The sequence below is a fragment of the Photobacterium toruni genome, assembly GCF_024529955.1.
Lineage (GTDB): Bacteria > Pseudomonadota > Gammaproteobacteria > Enterobacterales > Vibrionaceae > Photobacterium > Photobacterium toruni.
Map to the genome: position 1 here is coordinate 77509 of NZ_AP024856.1, position 20615 is coordinate 98123.

The 20615-nt window shown below is 36.9% G+C and carries 16 protein-coding genes and 1 pseudogene; 9 read left to right on the forward strand and 8 right to left on the reverse strand.

The window, feature by feature from the left end:
- Positions 1-21 precede the first annotated feature (21 nt).
- Positions 22-2406 (forward strand): Ig-like domain-containing protein, encoded by a 2385-nt coding sequence (locus OC457_RS19650; protein WP_080176336.1) that lies wholly within the window; start codon positions 22-24, stop codon positions 2404-2406.
- A gap of 10 nt (positions 2407-2416) precedes the next feature.
- Positions 2417-3058, forward strand: a complete 642-nt coding sequence (locus OC457_RS19655; RefSeq protein ID WP_080176337.1) for a murein L,D-transpeptidase catalytic domain family protein — start codon at positions 2417-2419, stop codon at positions 3056-3058.
- A 281-nt stretch (positions 3059-3339) separates the two neighbouring features.
- Here OC457_RS19655 and OC457_RS19660 read toward each other — a convergent pair whose 3' ends face one another.
- A complete protein-coding gene (locus OC457_RS19660) occupies positions 3340-4344 on the reverse strand; it encodes a hypothetical protein (protein WP_080176339.1) in 1005 nt (334 codons plus the stop codon).
- A 2-nt stretch (positions 4345-4346) separates the two neighbouring features.
- A complete protein-coding gene (locus OC457_RS19665) occupies positions 4347-5549 on the reverse strand; it encodes a ParA family protein (RefSeq protein ID WP_262054096.1) in 1203 nt (400 codons plus the stop codon).
- A gap of 1922 nt (positions 5550-7471) precedes the next feature.
- Here OC457_RS19665 and OC457_RS19670 point away from each other — a divergent pair.
- The 3 genes from OC457_RS19670 to OC457_RS19680 all read left to right on the forward strand — a co-directional run bounded on the left by OC457_RS19670 (position 7472) and on the right by OC457_RS19680 (position 9916).
- Positions 7472-8893, forward strand: coding sequence for an S-type pyocin domain-containing protein (locus tag OC457_RS19670; RefSeq protein WP_159447886.1), 1422 nt, complete (start codon positions 7472-7474; stop codon positions 8891-8893).
- Positions 8893-9144 carry a bacteriocin immunity protein gene (locus tag OC457_RS19675; protein WP_080176342.1) on the forward strand — a complete coding sequence of 84 codons (252 nt, stop codon included), beginning with the start codon at positions 8893-8895 and terminating at the stop codon, positions 9142-9144. Before OC457_RS19670 ends, OC457_RS19675 begins: the two co-directional genes overlap by 1 nt.
- Before the next feature lie 322 nt (positions 9145-9466).
- The gene (locus OC457_RS19680) at positions 9467-9916 is read left to right on the forward strand and encodes a hypothetical protein (protein ID WP_080176343.1); all 450 of its coding nucleotides are present in this window, start codon (positions 9467-9469) and stop codon (positions 9914-9916) included.
- Between the two features lie 62 nt (positions 9917-9978).
- Here OC457_RS19680 and OC457_RS19685 read toward each other — a convergent pair whose 3' ends face one another.
- Positions 9979-10368 carry a hypothetical protein gene (locus tag OC457_RS19685; RefSeq protein ID WP_080176344.1) on the reverse strand — a complete coding sequence of 130 codons (390 nt, stop codon included), beginning with the start codon at positions 10366-10368 and terminating at the stop codon, positions 9979-9981.
- Positions 10369-10469: 101 nt separating this feature from the next.
- Between OC457_RS19685 and OC457_RS19690 the strand changes: the two genes are divergently transcribed.
- The 3 genes from OC457_RS19690 to OC457_RS19700 all read left to right on the forward strand — a co-directional run bounded on the left by OC457_RS19690 (position 10470) and on the right by OC457_RS19700 (position 16027).
- Positions 10470-11666, forward strand: a complete 1197-nt coding sequence (locus OC457_RS19690) for an IS91 family transposase (protein WP_080176345.1) — start codon at positions 10470-10472, stop codon at positions 11664-11666.
- Between the two features lie 1172 nt (positions 11667-12838).
- Positions 12839-15133 carry a hypothetical protein gene (locus tag OC457_RS19695; protein ID WP_080176346.1) on the forward strand — a complete coding sequence of 765 codons (2295 nt, stop codon included), beginning with the start codon at positions 12839-12841 and terminating at the stop codon, positions 15131-15133.
- Between the two features lie 477 nt (positions 15134-15610).
- On the forward strand, positions 15611-16027 hold the full coding sequence (locus OC457_RS19700) for a zinc-finger-containing protein (RefSeq protein ID WP_159447887.1): 417 nt from the start codon (positions 15611-15613) through the stop codon (positions 16025-16027).
- Between the two features lie 110 nt (positions 16028-16137).
- Here OC457_RS19700 and OC457_RS19705 read toward each other — a convergent pair whose 3' ends face one another.
- Complete coding sequence (locus tag OC457_RS19705) at positions 16138-16887, reverse strand: DsbA family protein (protein ID WP_080176349.1); 750 nt, start codon at positions 16885-16887, stop codon at positions 16138-16140.
- 164 nt (positions 16888-17051) lie between these two features.
- Between OC457_RS19705 and OC457_RS19710 the strand changes: the two genes are divergently transcribed.
- Positions 17052-17990, forward strand: coding sequence for a sigma-70 family RNA polymerase sigma factor (locus OC457_RS19710; RefSeq protein ID WP_080176350.1), 939 nt, complete (start codon positions 17052-17054; stop codon positions 17988-17990).
- Between the two features lie 41 nt (positions 17991-18031).
- Here OC457_RS19710 and OC457_RS19715 read toward each other — a convergent pair whose 3' ends face one another.
- The 4 genes and pseudogenes from OC457_RS19715 to OC457_RS19730 form a co-directional block, all read right to left on the reverse strand.
- Complete coding sequence (locus tag OC457_RS19715; RefSeq protein ID WP_065177100.1) at positions 18032-18253, reverse strand: hypothetical protein; 222 nt, start codon at positions 18251-18253, stop codon at positions 18032-18034.
- Positions 18254-18345: 92 nt separating this feature from the next.
- Positions 18346-19251, reverse strand: coding sequence for an Ig-like domain-containing protein (locus tag OC457_RS19720; RefSeq protein ID WP_080176351.1), 906 nt, complete (start codon positions 19249-19251; stop codon positions 18346-18348).
- Positions 19252-19445: 194 nt separating this feature from the next.
- Positions 19446-19674, reverse strand: a pseudogene (locus tag OC457_RS19725) (transposase domain-containing protein); the annotation flags it as partial.
- A 168-nt stretch (positions 19675-19842) separates the two neighbouring features.
- Positions 19843-20580, reverse strand: coding sequence for an IS6 family transposase (locus OC457_RS19730; RefSeq protein ID WP_262054097.1), 738 nt, complete (start codon positions 20578-20580; stop codon positions 19843-19845).
- Positions 20581-20615 lie beyond the last annotated feature (35 nt).

The following is a 20615-nucleotide window of genomic DNA, read 5'->3' on the forward strand; positions in this document are numbered from 1 at the left end:
ACCGCTATTTGGGTATTCACTATGCGAAATCTACTGTTACTACCATTTATTTTTTTATCGTCATTTTGTTATGCGGAAATTGTTGAATATACATTTACCGATACTAACAATAATAGTGTGAGTAAAAAATCGGATGTTCAATTCCTCAATCCTTCATCAGATCTCGATGTTTTTCTCTCTGGTGGTTTGGATAGAAAAATGAAATTGAGCATTCGGGATTTAAGCACAAATACCAATATCTACGAACACACATCAAATTACATCACCATCGATGATCGACTTCAATCAAGTGCAGGTTTGGAATATTACGCAAAAATATTTTCAGTCCCTCGGTTGACTGATGGCAACTATAGGCTTACTCATCAACTCATCGATAATACAAATAGCATCGTAGTAACAGAAATTAAAGACATCACCGTAGATACTGAACTGCCGAGTTTTGGCGAGTGGAGTGCGCAAGGTGGCTATGGTATGGATGTCTCAAGTGAGACATTTAAGCTTGGACGTGGTGGGTCTGGAAACAACCGTTTTTTCTTAAACGACGTTAGCGACAATACAGAAATCGATAAAGCTCTGCTTGTGCTATATCGTGAAGATGGCAGTGAATATTCACGACGTAATGCTATATACGATCCCGTCAATACTCAGTTAACCAATCACTACCGCTATCTCTTTCCGTTAAGCAATTTGGATGAAACCTTCACCGTAAAATACGAAATTACCGACATCGCAGGTAATGTTTCACACCTATCTAGTAAAAAAATGATGATGGATAATGATCCGGGTGAAAGGACACTCGTTGGATTTTATAATCCTTCCAAGTCAGGCAGTGTTGTTCCTGGATTATCAAATTATGAAGCCTATCGATCAGGCATGACGGTCTACACCAACCCTGTTCGTTTCGTCTATCGCATTCCCAAAACAAACTGGTACGAATACAGCGAAGGTGGATTAAGAGCCACGAATGGCGCAGGCTCGGTAAGTAAAGTCAGCGAAGACGATGACAATGTTTATGTTCAATTTATTGCCCCTTACAATTTTTTCGATGGCAATTACATTCGCTTCATAAACAAATATGAGTGGGGTGGCGCTGGTGTCGGCTATTCAGTAACGTTGGATCCAAGTGCAAGAGCATCACCATATTTAGCTGGTGTTGACTATTACTACAGCGACGTTGGCTGGATGAGCATGTACCGTTACGCCATCCAGAATGATCAACTCCCTGTCTCTATCTCTAAAGTGCGGATAAGAGTGAGTGCTCGTAACTACGACCAGATTGGTTATCACATTGGCGGTAATTGCACGATCCCCGCAGGAAGCACATCTTGTGAATACCCGTGGTCATATACAATGGAAAGTGGTGAGGCTGGTTATCTTCACTCTAATGCAACCGTCTATGATACTGACAGGACTCTTAGAAGTAACCCTCGCTGGGCAGAGGTCCAGTTTAACGATAAACACTATCCAAGCATCAATGCTGTTTACGATGATGTCGAAAAAAGCATTACTGCCAATATTAATCAGCCCGGTGCCGGTTACTATTTTGACCGGTTGCGTTTATCACACGCTTGGCTAATCAATGCCGATAATGGACAACAAATTAATGCAAGTGGTGGGTTCGTCAGTCGTAATGGCGAAAATTATGTTTATAAGTGGTATCTAAAAGACATAGCAGAAGGGGACTATCAGATCCGTGTTAGAGCTAAAGAACGACACGGCCCACAAACTGATTCAACTGCCTTTTCCTACCGCAGTGATCGAACACCTCCAGTGATAACCTTTGCATTTAAAGATCAACCGTATGTCGAAGGTATGCTAATCAAAGGACTCGAAAACATCAGTTTCAAAATAGAAGACGCCAGCGATGTGGCAATCACATCTATTAATTTTAAAGGCGGTCCAGCATCAGATAACGTCGAGTTGGCATGGAATAAAAAGGATGACTATTGGGGACTAGAATATCCTCGAACTTTTCCATCGCAAGACGAGGCTGATATGTACATTCTTACATTAACAGCCACTGATGCGTTCGGTCAAAGTACGACCGAGGTTTACAGTTTTAAGTATGAACCCAACAATCTATTTTCTGTCGAGTCTGTTAAAACCCTCGCAGTCAATAGGGTACTGAGAGATAGCACCAATAAACCGCACATCTTAATTAAGTCCAACCAATTGCGTTCTGACAACGGCAACCTTGCTTTTGGTCCTCAACAGGTATTCGTCACTGTTCGTTCTGATTCACCGATGCCACTGGAGGTACATAACACTGTCATACGTCCAGGCGAAACAAAAGGTATCGATGTAGATATAGGTTCCGATGGTCGCTTGTACTTACCTTTGATTCCAGCAGAGAGCGGCATAGAAGGTAAGGCTCAATACATGCTCGAAATTAACGGAATAAATTAAGGAATGTATCATGCGGTTTTTATCGATGCTTTTTATCGCTGTCTTATTTTCTCTTCTTAGCTCAACAGTACACGCTAATACCTTTCAGAAAAAAGCTTGGGATATTTACTTCCAAGCTCAACTTGACTCTGAAATCTCTTTTTATACGTTTGCGAAAGGCTACCTCGAATACTTGAAGCACGGACGCAAGCCCATTCTTTCCATAATCGACTACACGTTACCTTCATCGTTTCCCCGTATGTGGATCATTGACCTTGCTGAGAAGAAGTTGGTGAAACGCACGTACGTATCTCACGGCACCAATAGTGGGACGCTGTTCGCGACTCAATTCTCAAACACTATTAACTCTAAGCAAACGAGTTTAGGGACATACCGTGGCGCTGAAGTCTATTACGGTAAACACGGTCGTTCGCTCAGGCTTGATGGATTGAGTGAAGGCAATAGTAACGCAAGGAAACGTGCCATTGTGATCCACGGGGCAGACTATGCTAACCCAGACGTGATTACTAAAATTGGCATGTTGGGGCGTAGTTGGGGATGTCCCGCCGTGCCGAGTGAAGATACCAATGTGGTTGTCGATTATTTAAAGGATGGCGCCACTATCTACACGCTGAGTAATCTTGATAATCCTTATCTACTCGCCAAAAAATAGCGGCTTTGAGTAGTATAAAACACCAAAATACGCCATCTGTGGCGCATGCGCCACAGCACCAAAAAAAAGCAAAAATAACGATTAAAATTAAACACTTACAACCAAAAAATGACGCCGCATTTTTTTTTAAAACTTTGGCGAAATTGATTAAAAAAACAAACAAATCCAACGAGGAGAGAACAATGGTTAAAGAAAAAAAAGTGTACTCGCACACAGTATTCTGAATACAAAAAATGCCGCGTTGGTCAATTAACGCGGCATTTTATTTTTAAGTCTGGTTGTTAACTGATAAGACTCAGAATACGTTTTAGCTTATCTGGATGGTTCAGTGCTATGTCGATAAGTGATGTTATCTGTCCAGTTTGATCTTCAGTTATATTGCGCATTTTAATTACTTTATTCGATTTTGACGTTCGTTCCAGTTGAACAGAGACTTTGCCATCATCAGAAGCATAAATGACTTCAGGCGCTTTCTTATTAGTTACTTTATCTTCATGTGCATTTAATTTCTTCACACGACGATTGAGGAGTTGGCTCACTTTCTTTTTGAACACATCTTTATTTGCATCAGCATTTTTCTCAGAGACATCTTTGACTAATTCTTTGAAAAACTGCTCAATGTCTTGGCCAGCTTCCTTTACCAACTCCAAAGCCGTTATATAACCTAAGCTATCACGTTCCGATATATCAAGACCACGTTTCGTGAACGTATAATAAATAGGAGCAGGGACTTTAAATGCTCTTAAACTACGACTTAGTTTTGTTTCAGATATCCCTTTAACAGCGGCAAACTCTTTCTGTGTACCTTCCCACTTATCTAACTGCGCACTGTAATACTTACCGAGCTCGTAACTGCTGATCGGTTTATGATTATCTGCAGTCAAAACAAGAGACTCAATTTCAGAATCTGTAAGCTCTTCTTTGATCAATTCGTAATCAAGTGGACAGTCATCCATGATTGCGCGTGCACGACGTCGAGAACCGTCAATAAAGTAAATCAGGCCATCACTGCCTTTATAACAAAGACAAGGGCTGGTCTGTGTGTCTTTGAGATCGGCTAAATCTTCTAGAGAATCTTCGGTCAGCAGCTCTTGAATACGAAAGTTCTGTAAGGGAATAGCTGAATGTTTCTCTAAATCTTCACGACCTTTGAATGTTTGTAGAGAAACAGTGACAGGCTCTGTACGGCCTTTAATACGAATTTTTCGTGCCTTAACCGCTAAACTATTTGCGTTACTGCCACCAACATAGGCGCCTTTTTGATGTCCTAATTGACCAATTTGCATAATTATTTCTCTAAGTTCAGTGTTTGCATTTCAATTTTAAACGTATTTACGAACGCCTCAGAAGAGGATATGGCTTTATGGAATTCAGTTTTCGACGTTTTAGAACGTGACTGAACAAGATCTAATACTGTACGGCCAGTTGAAGCTGCTTCAAGAAAAGCTTCACTACGATTTATGTAATTAGATATCAAGCGATCTTGTACTGAGCGACATAAGCGGCCAACAATGTCTTTTTCTTCACGCGACTTCGGATCATGATTAACAACAGCGGCTTTTAACCATTTTATATTTGTTCCATGAGATGGTAGTTGTTCTAATCGTGTAGCCAAGGTACCCATGAAATTAGTTGTCGATGCTAGATCTATAAATTTAGGCGTGATTGGCACCAGTAATGCATCAACAGCTTCAAATAAACACCATAAAATTGCATTATCTGCAGGCGGGGTATCAATTAAAACAGTATCGAAATGCTTATTTAAAATAGGTTTGATGTTATCTCTGAAATCACAAATTAGTGCCAATTTTTGTTCATCTTCGAGATTGAAGAACACTCCAACTAAGCGATCATCAGTAGGGTAAGCAATTAAGGTTTTCAAGTTAGGTAAATGGGTATTGAACATCACAGCAAGAATAATCTCTTCCAATGTATGCCCATTATCTAAAAAGGTCTTAACTGGATTATCATCTTCAAAATTTCGAAGGAGTATATCGATGAAGGTAATGATTTCTTCATCTTTTTGTTCTGCTGAGTTGAACGTTAATGTTGAACCCACACTACCTTGGGGATCCATATCGATAACCAGCACCCGCTGTGAGTCAATTAAATCTAGTGCTAATCCAACAGCAAGCGTCATGGTCGTCGAGCTCTTGCCAGTACCGCCTTTGTGGTTAGTAATAGCAATGAGTTTTGATGAGTAAAGATCTGAATAATATTGTTCAACACCCATAAATTCACGCAACGATGCAATATCATGGCGAGAATAGTAATGCGATTTAGCTATGACGATAGGTTCAATTTGATGTTCATTGCTTTGGTTGTACTGCTCAATTTTTGTTGATAACGTTTTGTTTGTCATATCAAGAAATTTGCTCAACTCACCTTTCTTCATCGAATGATTCAAGATCCGCTGATCAACGCCGGAAAATAGATTTTCATCATTAACTTTGATACGCAAAGCTTCACCAAGAGAAGGGCGCTCTTTCACCAATCTCCCGTATAAGTCTGAACAAACTTGATTAGCAACGAACATAACAACAAAACCTCTAAAATATTTTGAATATTTATAATAATAGATAAATTAAGAATAAACAAATAGAATTACACCATAGAATAAAGAATTCGCCTTTCATGAGGTAATTACTCAGTTATGTAAATTATTTTGTGTTACAACCTCAATGTGACATCTATCACGAAACGTAATTAGATGATTTTTGATACCAATAAGATTGAAATCGATATTTTCTTAAAACAGAAAGTTTGTAAATGATTCCAATAAATATTGTATAGAGTGACGAGTTGGCCGCTAGTCAAAGCCACTTCTTGGCAGCTCTCAGTAAGAGATCTAAATAAAAGTGATCAAGTAAATTACGCCACATCATTTAAAATCAGTATCTTAGCAAACGCTGATGTTCACTTTAGACAAAGAACCCCCACGTTACTCTAAAGTGAGATAGTTCGTATTGTGTCTAAAGTGACAGGTGGACGATTAGGCAATGTCCGTTCTAGGCAGTTTTCAGTGAGAGATCTAAATAAAAGTGATCAAGTAAATTACTCCACATCATTTAAAATCAGTGTCTTAGCAAACGCTGATGTTCACTTTAGACAAAGAACCCCCACGTTACTCTAAAGTGAGATAGTTCGTATTGTATCTAAAGTGACAGGTGGACGATTAGGCAATGTCCGTTCTAGGCAGTTTTCAGTGAGAGATCTAAATAAAAGTGATCAAGTAAATTACGCCACATCATTTAAAATCAGTGTGTTAGCAAACGCTGATGTTCACTTTAGACAAAGAACTGCATATTCCTCTAAAGTGAGATAGTTCGTATTGTGTCTAAAGTGACAGGTGGACGATTAGTCAATGCCCGTTCTAGGCAGTTTTCAGTGAGAGATCTAAATAAAAGTGATCAAGTAAATTACGCCACATCATTTAAAATCAGTGTGTTAGCAAACGCTGATGTTCACTTTAGACAAAGAACCCCCTCGTTACTCTAAAGTGAGATAGTTCGTATTGTGTCTAAAGTGACAGGTGGATGATTAGTCAAACCCACTTCTTGACAGCTCTCAGTGAGAGATCTAAATAAAAGTGATCAAGTAAATTACACCGAATTAATTAAAATCAATAGCTTAGCACGTATTTAAATTCACTTTAGACAAAGATAGCCCGTATTTGTCTAAAGTGAAATAGTTCAAGTTGTGTCTAAAGTGACAGGTGGACGATTAGTCAAACCCACTTCTTGACAGCTCTCAGTGAGAGATCTAAATAAAAGTGATCAAGTAAATCACGCTGCATCATTACAAATCAGTGTGTTAGCAAACGCTGATGTTCACTTTAGACAAAGAACTGCATATTCCTCTAAAGTGAGATAGTTCGTATTGTGTCTAAAGTGACAGGTGGACGATTAGTCAATGCCCGTTCTAGGCAGTTTTCAGTGAGAGATCTAAATAAAAGTGATCAAGTAAATCACGCTGCATCATTTAAAATCAATCTGTTAGCGAACAGTGGTATTCACTTTAGACAAAGATAGCCCGTGTTTGTCTAAAGTGAAATAATTCAAGTTGTGTCTAAAGTGACAGGTGGACGATTAGTCAAACCCACGTCTAGACAGTTTTCAGTGAGAGATCTTAAATACAGCCGTTTTGAGCAAATTATTGCCTACGTTATTTGAAGGGTATCCTATACGGACTTATTTATTCTTTATTAGATCGGGTCATGGTAGGAAAAATTGTTAATGTAGACCAACTGGGTTTTGACGAAGCCTAAGGATTGAAGGCGATTGGTCTAGATTTTCTGATAATGAATTAGCGGCGCTATCTTCAAGCAAAAGTGCAAGTTCAATTCGTAATGAATTAGAAAGTGGTGACATAGCCTTGATAGTTGATTCTCCATCCTCTCCGATGCTTAGTAAGATGGAAAATGGATTTTCAGTTTCCCAACAAAATGCACCATTACTCTCTGATTATGGCGTAAAAAAAATAGGTCACCGTTTTTCTGGAAACTATTATGGTGGGACTGTTGCAAAGTCTGGAGGGTCACTTCATCCAGCTAAACCAATGCCAACTTATATCCCTGAGCCTGTTATTAAAACGCAACCTTCTATTTATGATCCGATAAAAATTAGCGACAATTTATCTAAACCAAAAACAAATAAAATTTTTGCTAAATCGTGCTCTCAGCCATTTGGTAATACAGAAGCTTGTCAAAAAAAAGAATCCCTTAATAATGCTTTTCGTTTTTGGGGGATGTTCTTCAGTTCTGCTGAGGCCTTTGTTCCTCCTTTACCTATTACGGCTGTGGCGGGGGCTGAAATAACACTCGGTGCAGGTGCTGCACAAAATAAATCAATAAATGGAAAAACAGCTTTAGCACTCACTAAAGTCGTTGGTAATTTCAAGGATAAGAAATTAGATAATATGCGATTTTCGGTTGAAATATCTCCGGTGATGTCTGTCGCAGTTATGTTGTTTAAAGCCTTACAGTTTGGTGATAAAACGCAGTATACAGAAGATGAATTACGAAATAGGGAAGAGGTACAAAGCCGTATTCGTGTACAAATCACAGAGCCTGTGGGTGATAATGTTTATCCGACAGTACAAGCCTACCATGTTGATGATACTCGTATCCCTGTTCGTTATGTCAGTAAAAATGAACAAGCCCAATATTCAGTTGCTTTAGAAGAAAATGGCCCAACGATATATTGGTCACCAGACGAGACTGGAAATCAAGTTCCCCATACAACGCCCTCTCAAGATGATGGGGTGTCATTCGGTGATATTTGGGTAAATCCACTCAGTGATGCGGTTAATGACCCATCGACGGTATTACCGATGCCAGCTGAGAGTGATTGGCAAGATAGAATTCTTGTGTTCCCAGAGGATTCAGGGATTGAGCCATTGTATCTGGTCTTTAAGACAACTGCTCGTAATGAACCAGAGAAGGTGTCAGGGCAAGGAAAAGATGTTAAATGGAAAGATGGTTATTGGCTTGGAGTGGCTGCAAACAAAGGGCAAGGACAATATATACCAACAAAGATAGCGGATGCATTACGAGGGCGGGAGTTTAAAAGATTCTCTGATTTGCAGACGGAACTTTGGAAAGAAGTTGCGAAACATCCTGAATTATTTGAACAATTTTCAGATTTAAATAAAAGTCAAATTCAACAAGGAAATGCACCTTTTTCAAGACATAATTGGAAGAAATTAAAAAGGTATTCACTACATCATATTGAGCAAATTCAGCATGGTGGAGGGGTTTATAATATAGATAATTTAAGCGTTGTTACTCCTAGATTACATTGGGGAGAAATACATGGTTCAGGAGATAGAAGCTGATGAATTTAAAAAAAAACATTGAAGAATATTCAGAATTTGATTTTTGTAATTTACTAAAATATTTAAATAACGCGCAAGAAAAGGAAGCTGATGAGATCATGGATTGGTTAGATGACAATATTAAGCATCCTGATGGTTATGGTTTAATTACTCATCCAATTGAATGTGGTATTGAGGATTCACCTGAGGCTGTTATAGCAGAACTAAAACGATGGTATAGAGAGCAAGGATTATTTTTGTTTAAAGAATAAACTTGTTAGTCCAAGTTAGTAATGTCACATAAAAAACTAGTGCGCATAAGATGGCATATGTTAAATACAGCTATTATTGACAAAATTTACGTAACACGTTTCTGCCCCAAAACGTGTTAGAGCATCGGAAAATTTAAGATTCTTGGTATCAAAAAACGAACGTTTGATTAAAGGTAGATAAACCCAATCGGGCAAGTTATTGCCCAGATAAAACTAAGTGTATGATATTCATCATGTATTGATACTAAATCAACTCACAATAAAAACTTTAAAAAATCATTTCATAATTGTGAAAATAAATATTAATTAGGATTGAAGTTAAGTGAAATATTGCATAGAAAATATAGAAACACTTTTAGCCAATAAGATAAATGAGGCATATTTAGAGTTTGGTTCAAAAGAACTTAAGATCATTGATATTGGTGCATTTCCATGGCATAAGTCGATTGAATTATCTTTTCTCTTTACTGAACATGATCCTGAAGATGAAGATGATATAGCTTCTTGGGCCAATTATGATTACTCTGGATTAACTGAGGGTAAATGGAAAGAAGCAGAAGAACTCGCTTCTGAAATGTTCTCACTCTTTGGTGATTGTAATGATGGAAAAGGGCCGTTTATTGACTTCGCTAAAGCAGCCACTTCAAAAAAAGTTAAAGAAATTATAAATCAATTTAATTTATCACCTGATTTTACTATTCAAGTTTTACATCCAGATGATGACAGTAATGGCAATTACTGTGAGCTAATAAATCAAAGTGAAATAAAGTAGTCTTATATAAATTACCGAGTCAGCGTAATCTACGAGCAAGCCATATCAGATATAGCCCCTTTTTAGGGGTATATGTAGCAACGTTCTATATTGTTTATTGAAATTAGTATCGTTGTTGTTTCTATAATGATTTCTCCATTCTCTTTTGTTATTACCATGTTCATTTTTGGTTTTTCGCCAGTAATTTGAATTTCACATTTTGATGTGATGTTCTTTGTCCCTATTCTTGGTGGTTCTAACATGCTTAGTGCTCCAATTGTAAAGTACACAGCATTTACACCTTCTTTTTCCCACCTTTCATGAATCTCTTGATCTGAAAGGAAAAAGTAACACCTTATAGTTATACTGTTTCCTTTCAATATAATATCTTCTAAATAAATCGTTTCTGGTAACGTATATGACTTAAATATATGAAACCATGCTTTATCATTAATTTTTTCTAACCAATTCATGATCTTAATTTTTCCTCAAGAGCATCAACCTGCGGTTGCGACTTTCCCGCTGTAAGTTCATCGAATACAATTACGGCATCAGAATTACGTTAGCTCCGACCATGTATAACCCGAATAGTATCAATGCTCTTTTTACCTTAGATAAATGTTTTCATAATGCGCTGAAAAACGGTCACGTTTTTCGCACAGCAGAGCTTGAAGCAGTGGTCAAAGTATTATCATGTAAAACACATAAGCTCGGTGCTAAAGCGTATAGTTGCACCAACCCTCGGTGCTCTCATGAAAAACGGGTATGTAATACCTGTAAGAGCAAGCTCTGCACGTCATGCGGCCAAAAGGCCACAGAGCGTTGGATAGCGGTCATCAATTCAATCCTCCCTGATTGCAAATATCGGCATATTACGTTCACGATGCCAAAGGCATTTTGGCTAATTTTTCAATATAACAGAGTGTTATTGAACCATCTGTTTTCCCTTGCCGCCAACACATTAATAAAGCTTGCGAAAAAGAGAGGGGTAACCGTCGGTATTTTTTCGGCTCTGCATACCTATGGTCGACAAATAAATTTCAATTGTCATATTCATTTATCAATAGCGGAATTCGGCTTAAATCGACAGGGGAAGTTGAAATCATTTTCCTTTAAGTTTGATTTGCTCATGAGCCAATGGCGTTATGAGGTCATTAACCTGTTAAGAACACATTATCCCGTATTAATTTTACCGCCAGAATTGGAGGTGGAAGGCAATAGCCCTCAGTCCTGGACTGCATTTTTAGACAGAAACTATAATCGTCATTGGAATGTTAATGTTAATGTTAATGTTGCCAAAAATACCACTCATAAGACGCATACCGCGAAATATTTAGGGAGTTACGTGAAAAAGCCGCCGATAGCGGCTGCTCGGTTGGCTGATTACACCGGTGGGGATGTGACATTTACTTATCTAGACCACAGAAGTAAAAGCTATAAAGATTTAACCTTAAGCCAAACAGAAATGATGCTGAGGATATTGAACCATGTGCCTGAAAAACACTTCAAAATGATCCGTTATTTTGGTTTTTTATCGAACCGTTTACGGGGACGCTTATTGCCATTGATATATAAACAACTCGGACAAGAGGTTGTTACTGCCAAAACCTTTGGTTTTGCAGCGATGATGAAAGCATTTTTGAAGGTTGATCCGTTCAAATGTATTTTGTGTGGTGCTCGAATGGTATTCACGGGATTTATTATAGCAGGATTAAAAGTAGGTCAATTAGTATCAGCAATAGAAAATATTGCGTTACAGAGGCCAATTTAAGGCCGTAGTCAGGGTAGATCTATCCGAAATCAGTGTTTATGATCAAAACCGCTTTAATTCCATCCAAATTTTCTCATTCTTTAATCTACTTATAATGAAAAAGGTCAAAACCACGTTTTGTATTCGTTTTTCTTGATGGATAGTAATCTTTCAGATTCCTATCCATATTAAAAGTGATCAAGTAAATCACGCTGCATCATTTAAAATCAATCTGTTAGCGAACAGTGGTATTCACTTTAGACAAAGATAGCCCGTGTTTGTCTAAAGTGAAATAATTCAAGTTGTGTCTAAAGTGACAGGTGGACGATTAGTCAAACCCACGTCTAGGCAGTTTTCAGTGAGAGATCTAAATAAAAGTGATCAAGTAAATTACGCCGAATTGATTAAAATCAAAAGCTTAGCACGTATTTAAATTCACTTTAGACAAAGATAGCCCGTATTTGTCTAAAGTAAATAGTTCAAGTTGTGTCTGAAGTGACAGATGGACGATTAGTCAATGCCAGTTCTAGGCAGCTCTCAGTAAGAGATCTAAGTAAAAGTGATCAAGTAAATCACGCTGCATCATTACAAATCAATCTGTTAGCGAACAGTGGTGTTCACTTTAGACAAAGAACTCCCACGTTTCGTCTTAAATGAGATAGTTCATATTGTATCTAAAGTGAGGTAGTTCATATTGCATCTAAAGTGAGGTAGTGAGTATCATGTCTAATGTGAGATAGTTTATATTGTATCTAAAGTGAGATAGTGAGTATCATGTCTAATATGAGATAGTTTATATTGTATCTAAAGTGAGATAGTGAGTATCATGTCTAATATGAACTTTTAGGATCTAGATTAGAATTTCATAAATTCACAACAATAATTTATAAAATTATTTGATTTAGTTGTTTTTTTCCCACCAAATCTGTGCACAACCCTGTGGATAAGCTGTGATGTATAATTTGATCTCTAACTCTATCAGTTAGATCTCTTGCTCTGTATCTGAGATCTTTATAATTAAAATGCCGGATCTATGATCAAAAACATACGATCAGTAATCCAAACAATGAGATCTCTAAGCCTAAATAATGGCAAAACATTGATAGTAAAGGGTTTTTCTGGTTGTTTTCCCTGAGCAGATCAGAGATCCGATACCTGATATCAAAAATACGATATATTAAAGGAAACAATAAATGATTGTTTTTGATAAAGAACAGAATTGTTATCTTGAAAATGAAAGAGTTGGCTCTGATGGTTCAATACTGCTTTTTAAGAAAAATGATCTCGACAATATAGATATTGAACGTCTTAAGCGATCAGAAAGGGATAAGTTATCGAAAATATTAGAGAATTGTACTATTGGTACTGATAACTGTTTCTCTACACTTCAAATAAGTCAAATCCTAGACAAAAAAGTACCAACAATCAGGCGTTTTATTCAAAACCTATTAAGTACTGACTTTGCCAAAAAGGAAGCTAACTTCATACATAAAGATAATAGTCGAATAATCCTCTATGTTTTTACGCCTCAAAATAGTGAGAAAAATGTTGTAACGAGCTACTCAACAATTACTTCCATAAGCAACATGAATAGACAGCTAACTCTTGTCGGTGATTCTAATCCAGTAGAATCAGCTCATCTGTCGATTAATGAAAACGGTCTTCTTCAAGCTTTATTTCAAGATACAGCTATCCCTAGACATACGAGCTTTGCGAGCTGCTTAAGACCATTAACTAAAAAAAATAATATAACTTTTACTGATTATGAAGTTAAACATTCAGAAGACTTTTCGTCTAAATTAACGGCGATAGACAAGACAGAACGAATTGCTGATATTGAACACTTACGGTTCTTATACGTTATCATAAATCTTACAATTTCTTATTTTGAAAGGCACAAGAAACAATTTATTGTAAAAGATGAGATCGAGGCGATTTGTAGTATAGACAGAGATCAAATGCTCACTTGGTTAATGATGGAAACTGGTTCAGAGTATTGGAAAGATCACGTTGATCGTTACATAAAAATATGGGCAAATACTGAATTTCAAAGCATATCATTGTTTAATAAACAATTCTTAAAAAATAGAAAAACACCTTTATTCAGGATTGAATATGAATTAGCTAATAGGATAGATGCTAAATATCCAGAGATATATGTATTGAGGTGGGATAAGAACGCCTTACAATTCATTCTGTCAGAAAAGGGGCCATACGTGCTTCCGTGGTCGGTTATGGCTGGTTCTAACCTTGCATTTATTCTATATATCGATGCACGAAAAAAATGGCCAGGTAAAGCCTCAGCAAAACAAAAATATTACTATGATCATGAACAACTAATGAATCTGTTTCCTGTTTTCACTAACAAAGGAGAAACTCAGACAGATGAGCAGTTTATCGATTTTGTCATCGTTTCTTTGTATGAACATATCAGTAAGGTAAACATTTATCTTTCAAAAAATAAACAATTTAAAACAAAGAACTATGATCACATCAAATTTTATGATCGTCTTTCTAAGATAATTGATTTTAAAAATGTTAAAGCAAAAAAAAGATATGTTTCTCGTATTCAAGCATACATTGGCGGAATCATGTTCAACTTTGATATAGAAGGGATTGGAAAAAATAAGAAAATATATACAAGAGTAGACTATAAAAAGAATGAAGTAATATTTAACTCTTTACCTGAAAGAGTACGATCAAAAACTTTTGAAAATAGTAGTTGTTTAAGCATACCAAGCGACTTAAAGAAATTCGGTTATTATACTGTTTCTGCTCAATACTATGCATCTGATGAGATAACACTGAATACACATAAAATTATAAATCCCCGTATAAGCATTAAAGAAACACGGGATGATAAGTCATACCTAAATATACCTGAAAATATAATTAATATTGTCAAAGATGAAAGACAAACAACAGAATTAACAGACTTTACTCCCATGTTGTCAGAACATGCAGAAGAAGTATTACCGGAGTTTTTAGAGCCTGAATTACCACCTGTCGTTAAACCAAAAACAGTGAGAAATGTGAAAGCATTACCATTTAAGGTTGCACGATTTCCGTCGGGTAGAAGCCAACCAGAACAAAATCATTTGTGGATTACGATCAATCAAAATGATAAAACGAAACAAAAATTATTAGTTAGCTATTATTCGACAGAAGATGATATTAAAAACACGATTAAAGAGATCTGTCATCTAACACATGACTTCGAGGAACGTGTATCAGAGAGAATTAATAAAAACATGTATGGCTTAAAACCAATCCACATTGGACGGCATTTAATCGATAGAAATGTTATGAATGATCTATTCAGAAATATGAATTCTGTGTTAGATGAGAATTTAAAACTAAAGAATATCGACCAACTTTACTCAATAATCTGTAATAATAAAAAGCACATTATTACATATAGCGAGAAGTGTAATCCTCTCACCGAACCCCTCGAGTTCGTAAAACTCTTTCAACACTATTTTAAATAATTATTTACTGGCTGCATGCCCTTAAACAATGCAGCCAGATAACAATTACTCTTTCACTACCAATGGTACTCTTACTGCTGCTTTCAATGTGCGTGCTTGGGATTTAGTCATGTTGATTTCAAGTAATTTACAAATATAATCAAATGAATAGTCCTGCATATATGCAACAACATCAATTGGTACACGAGTTTTAGATTTTGGCCACGAGTACAGGTAATTATCGTTATATTTTCGATTTGTTTTAGTGCAGACGTGCCGTATTGCATCAATTGGAGAGTCGAACATTGAGATATATGTGTCTACTACAGAACTATATGGTTGTTTATCCATTATTTGGTCCATAAAATCATCTACTAATATAAATAATACATCAAGAGTTAAAGAATTGACTATATAAATAACTATATTTTGGTTGTTAACAAATCAGCTATACGGTGTATGTCCTTAATTCGATTATCACGAATTAGGACTGACATTATGCATAAAATTAATATTAATCCACATGCGATGCGTAGAGTGGAGCATCCAATCAAACCGCCGAAAAAATGCTTTAATTGTAATTCTAAAGTTGTACTTCAGGATGCTGATGACGTTTTTGGAAGGGCATTAGGCGCGTGGCCATGGTTATATATTTGTACGCGTTGCAACTGCCGTGTAGATACCCATCCAGGTACTGATATTCCCATGGGTACACTAGCAGATCATGAAACACGAAAGGCACGCCAAATTTCAAAATCACTGTTCGCCGATTGGGCTAAACGTAATAATTACAGTCAAACGCGGCGTTATGAATTGTTATCGTCAATGCTGGACGTCAAAATAACAAAATGCCATTTCGCCATGTTCGATCTTGATACATGTAAATCTGTTATTCAGTTATTAACTCGACATTAAAGTGACCATATCTCTAGTCCTATCTATGTTGATAATGTCACGGATAAATAAAAACCGCCTCAATAATAGACGGTTAATTATTAGTTACTCAAGTGTACCGCTTAGTTACATTACTTCACTTTTTCCTGGTACTCATTAATGCTACTTAATAATGAGTTGTAAGCGACAACACCGGGATGTAGTTTTTCCCCTACGTATATAGATGGTGTACCGCGTAGACCCAGATCTCTGAAAAGCTTATTGTTTTGATTAAGTTTTTGTTGAACGTCGGGACTATTAGCTGTTTTTTCTAATTCAGCCAAATCGACATCTAGCAAAGAAGCCAGCTTGAGAGCTTGGTCGTAATTGATGCCTTTCGTGACCATGAGCTCGTGTTGATAGGCAGGGTAGGCATTAGGTTTAATTATTGACATACCAATGGCCAATTTGGCTATTTTTGCTGACTCTGGACCTAATATTGAGACATCTTTGTAGATTATTTTTGCACGTTTGTCGTTGTCTATCAGTTGTTTTAATTCCGGCGCAAAGGCTTTACATGCACCACAGCGATAGTCAAAAAATTCGACGACTGGTACAGATCCATTGGCATTAAGTACAGGATCAGATTCATTTTCAAATAGTTGTTTAAAGTTAGCCTTCAATGCATCTTTTGCCGTAGATTTAGCTTTATTATCGACGAACTGTTGTAGTCGCAGTAACCCATTTTTTAGTAATTCAGGCTCCTCAATAAATGCTTGCGCAAGATATTCGTTAAATTGAGTTTGGGTGAGCGACACTTGTTTGTTCTCAGTTTCTGCTAATACGTTGGTTGAAATAGATGTCATTGAAAGTGCGATACCAATAATTAATTTTTTCATCATTTCATTCTCTTGTTCAAATATCCATTAACCATAACGGTTCAAATAAAAATATATTTCATTTAATGGAGTAAAAAACGTTCTATTAAATTTTATTACGCTTAAAACTTGCACTCTCCCACGTGCTGACTATACTTATCTCTATAGTAAGCGCTGGAGAATAATTTATGTCTAATCCCCAAAGACAATTACAAAACGAAGCGATGACGAAGATAATTGATTATGCTAAACAGCTATCTTCATCAACCACAGATACTAAATGGCGCGAAAAATATATATCGTTATTAAGTAACGATGACGAAAATACCTACTTAGCTTGTGCTGGAGAACGTACTGATATTATTGATAAATTAAAACATTGTGAAAAGCGTGATGCATTTAAAATCGCACCACTTACGATTGCAGGAATAGAAAAATTATTTAGTAGTTCACCATTATTAAATAAACATTTATGGCAATACGCCATTCACTGTAAATTAATTATTCACTCTGTTATTAAATCAATGTCTTTCACTGACAATAACATCACCGATTTAGAACAGGACGGTTATATCGAGGTTGTTAATTCATTGCGTTATTATAAACACACGACTGGCATACAATTTACCACCTACGTTTTCCCAAGACTAAAGGTTAAATTGGTTCGTCATTGCCGCGCATATAATAATAGTGTGCAAAAAAGTCAGCGATATATCGACGAAGAGCGTTTAGTTACTAAATTAAAAGAATCAAACAACCTTACTTATTCTGAGATGTTAGATGTAACGGGGTGGAATAAAAATAAATTGAACTTAGTGCTGCGACGTGCCTCTCAAGTGCATTATGTCGATGTAAATGAGAGCATCAATATCCATGCAACTGAGAAAGATACTATAGAAACACAGTTATCCGATTCTCAATTACATAGCTTATTGCACGATGAGTTATCACGTAAGAAAAATGTTATGCCTGAGCGTGAAATATTTTGTCTATTACACCTAATTGGGTTTGCAGTTAATCCTATGTCAAACTCAGAATTAGCAAAGCATTTCGGTGTATCGAGAGCTGCGGTAAGTAACTATAAAAAACGTGCTATTGATAAGCTGCAAATCTGTCAATTTGCGTAATAGCGTACACATCCACTTTCTAAACATGGGTTAATACAGTATTAGCCCATTTTCAAGCTTGGACAACTTGGTTTCATCCACTTATTTCTTAAGATAATATCATTTGCCTGACTCCCAAAAAGTCTCGCAGCTGTACTCAACACGTGCTCTAAATGACGTGCCTCACGTACACTCAATTGCTGAATGATCCAAAAATCAAATTCATCGACAATCAAGATGTGGTTTGGATTAAATAAATTTGGTTGATTGTTATTTGCGCTCATCGATTTACACCTCTACTACTAATAATCAGTTTTTAAAATATTAACGATTTCTTACCGCTTAAATGCAATTTAGCGGAGAAGAATTGCACTGGTTAACTACAATCTTTTATCGTTATTTTTAAATCCGCGGCATTACTTAATCCTGAAGAGTCAGTCACTTTGTATTTAAGTGTGAAGGTGCCGTCGGTGTTTGGATCGGATACATACTTAAATGAGCAAGGTGGAAGGAGCGTGATCGTACCGTGAGGTGGGGTTCCTATAATTTCACATGTATGCGTTTCTGTCACATTCAGGTCGTAAAATTCACCTGTAATAATTTTTTGTTGACCCATAGGTAGTGCGGTGCTTATCGATTCGACAATAGGTGGATTCTGCTGAAATACATCGCCATATGTTACCCCTGCCTGTGATGCATTAAAAAAACCAAACCGGCCTTTGGCTATTGTTTCATTCACGTCAAAAATTACCGCTCCATCGACTTTAGCAATAAAACGATCCGGTGATATCTCTATTTGGAACGTGTAATCGCGGCCTACTTGCCATCCTCCACCATGGTTATGATAAACGTTACTGATCCCAGAGCATGGGGCTTCAGCATGGTTCCACAAGCATGCGTTTATTGTCTCGAGACTACCGTTTACTTTAAAAAAATGAAAACCTTCTATAGCGCCTTCCTGATTGTTTTTCTTCCAATGAAACACATGAAATTGTCCATTTCCGTAGCCTACTATGTATCCAATGAAATCATCATCGCCAGCATCAACTCGAATTCTTCCAGTAAATACCTGATATTCGAAAGATTCGTGAGAAACAAACCCTGTTGCTGTTTGATTTACGCTTTGTATGACGGTATTACCGGATGGCTGAACATTCCACTGTCCATTACTCGGGTTACCTATCTGTGACCAAAGCGAAAGGTTTGCAGGTGACGGAGGCTCGCCAGCCAAGCTGGCAAACGAGGTTGTGATCGCTAAATAATATATAAATGCTCTGAGCATGATATCGCCTTTTTTTTAATAATTACAAAGACGATAATTGAAACTGTGCGAGAATATTGTAATTAAGCAGATTAAATAATCATCCTTAATTTAGTTTGCCATGCGAATCAGCCTCATGATGAGTTGTGGTTTGAATTCAATTAATGATATTAACTCAGACTTACCACATTCGAGAAGCTTCGCTAAATTAGGAATATATCGAGTTGATTAACTGGGTCTTTCATGGATTTATCATTATAAATAGCCATGCCCACAAGTAACCAAACCATCGACTCTAAAGTAAGCTTTCGCTTTCTCATCGTTACAGTATCAGTCAACGTATAAGCAAGCTTCATTAATTAACTCTAAAGGCAATAAATCAGCCAGTGTTTCAACTTCAGATCCATTTTCTAGTTGATTATAGGTAGCAGGTGTATAACCAATGAAGTTACCGTGAGCATCTTGATAGTAATTAACTTGGGTGGATTCAGCTGCACAAATAGAAGTTGCGGTTAATAAACCACAAACAAGTAAAGATAGTTTTATCATTGTTTCTTGGGGCTTGTTGCAAATAATCAAAGCAGGTAAATGAGACCTACAATTGACTCATTATTACTGGAAAACAACGTCAATATTGAAGAGACGATTAATAAAAGCGGATCTCTCCCGCACAATAGTTTGACGTTCATCATTGCGTAACCAAAAATCAAACTGCCCTTTGTTCAACATCCGTAATGATTCAAATCCCTGAATCGTTGACCATGCACGTTTTCGTATTTTAAGTCCACCGGTGGCGACAATGAGTTTCTTAATAGGCGCGTGATCAGACTCGATACCATTATTGAGGTATTTTACTTGTCGCTGCTCAACATCCTCGCGTAATCGCCCCTCCTTCTTCAAACGGGCAATCGCATTAGCATAGGATGAATGCTTGTCTGTATTTAGCGTTTTAGGCTGATTATTGATGCTGTAATGTCTTAGGCAACGCCTAAGAAACTGATAAGCGGCTTCTTTCTTGCGCTTTGGCGAAAAATAGAAATCTAGTGTTTCACCTTGCTTATTAATAGCGCGATACAGATAAAACCATTTTCCTTTTACTTTGACGTAAGTTTCATCGAGCTGCCACGAAGAGTCCATCCTGATGAATTGGTAACGATGTAACTTCTTACGTAATGATGGAGCATATTCAATAAACCAACGATAAATAGTCGAACGATTCACTGCAATCCCTCGCTCCGCCAGCATATCGCTGAGATTTGCGTAACTCATTGGGGTCGAACCATACCAACGAAGACACCAAAGAATAATCTCAGGAGTAAAGTGTTTCCATTTAAATTCAGGATTAGCCATTGAGTTGCCAGATTAAATGAGGAAAGAAACGATTC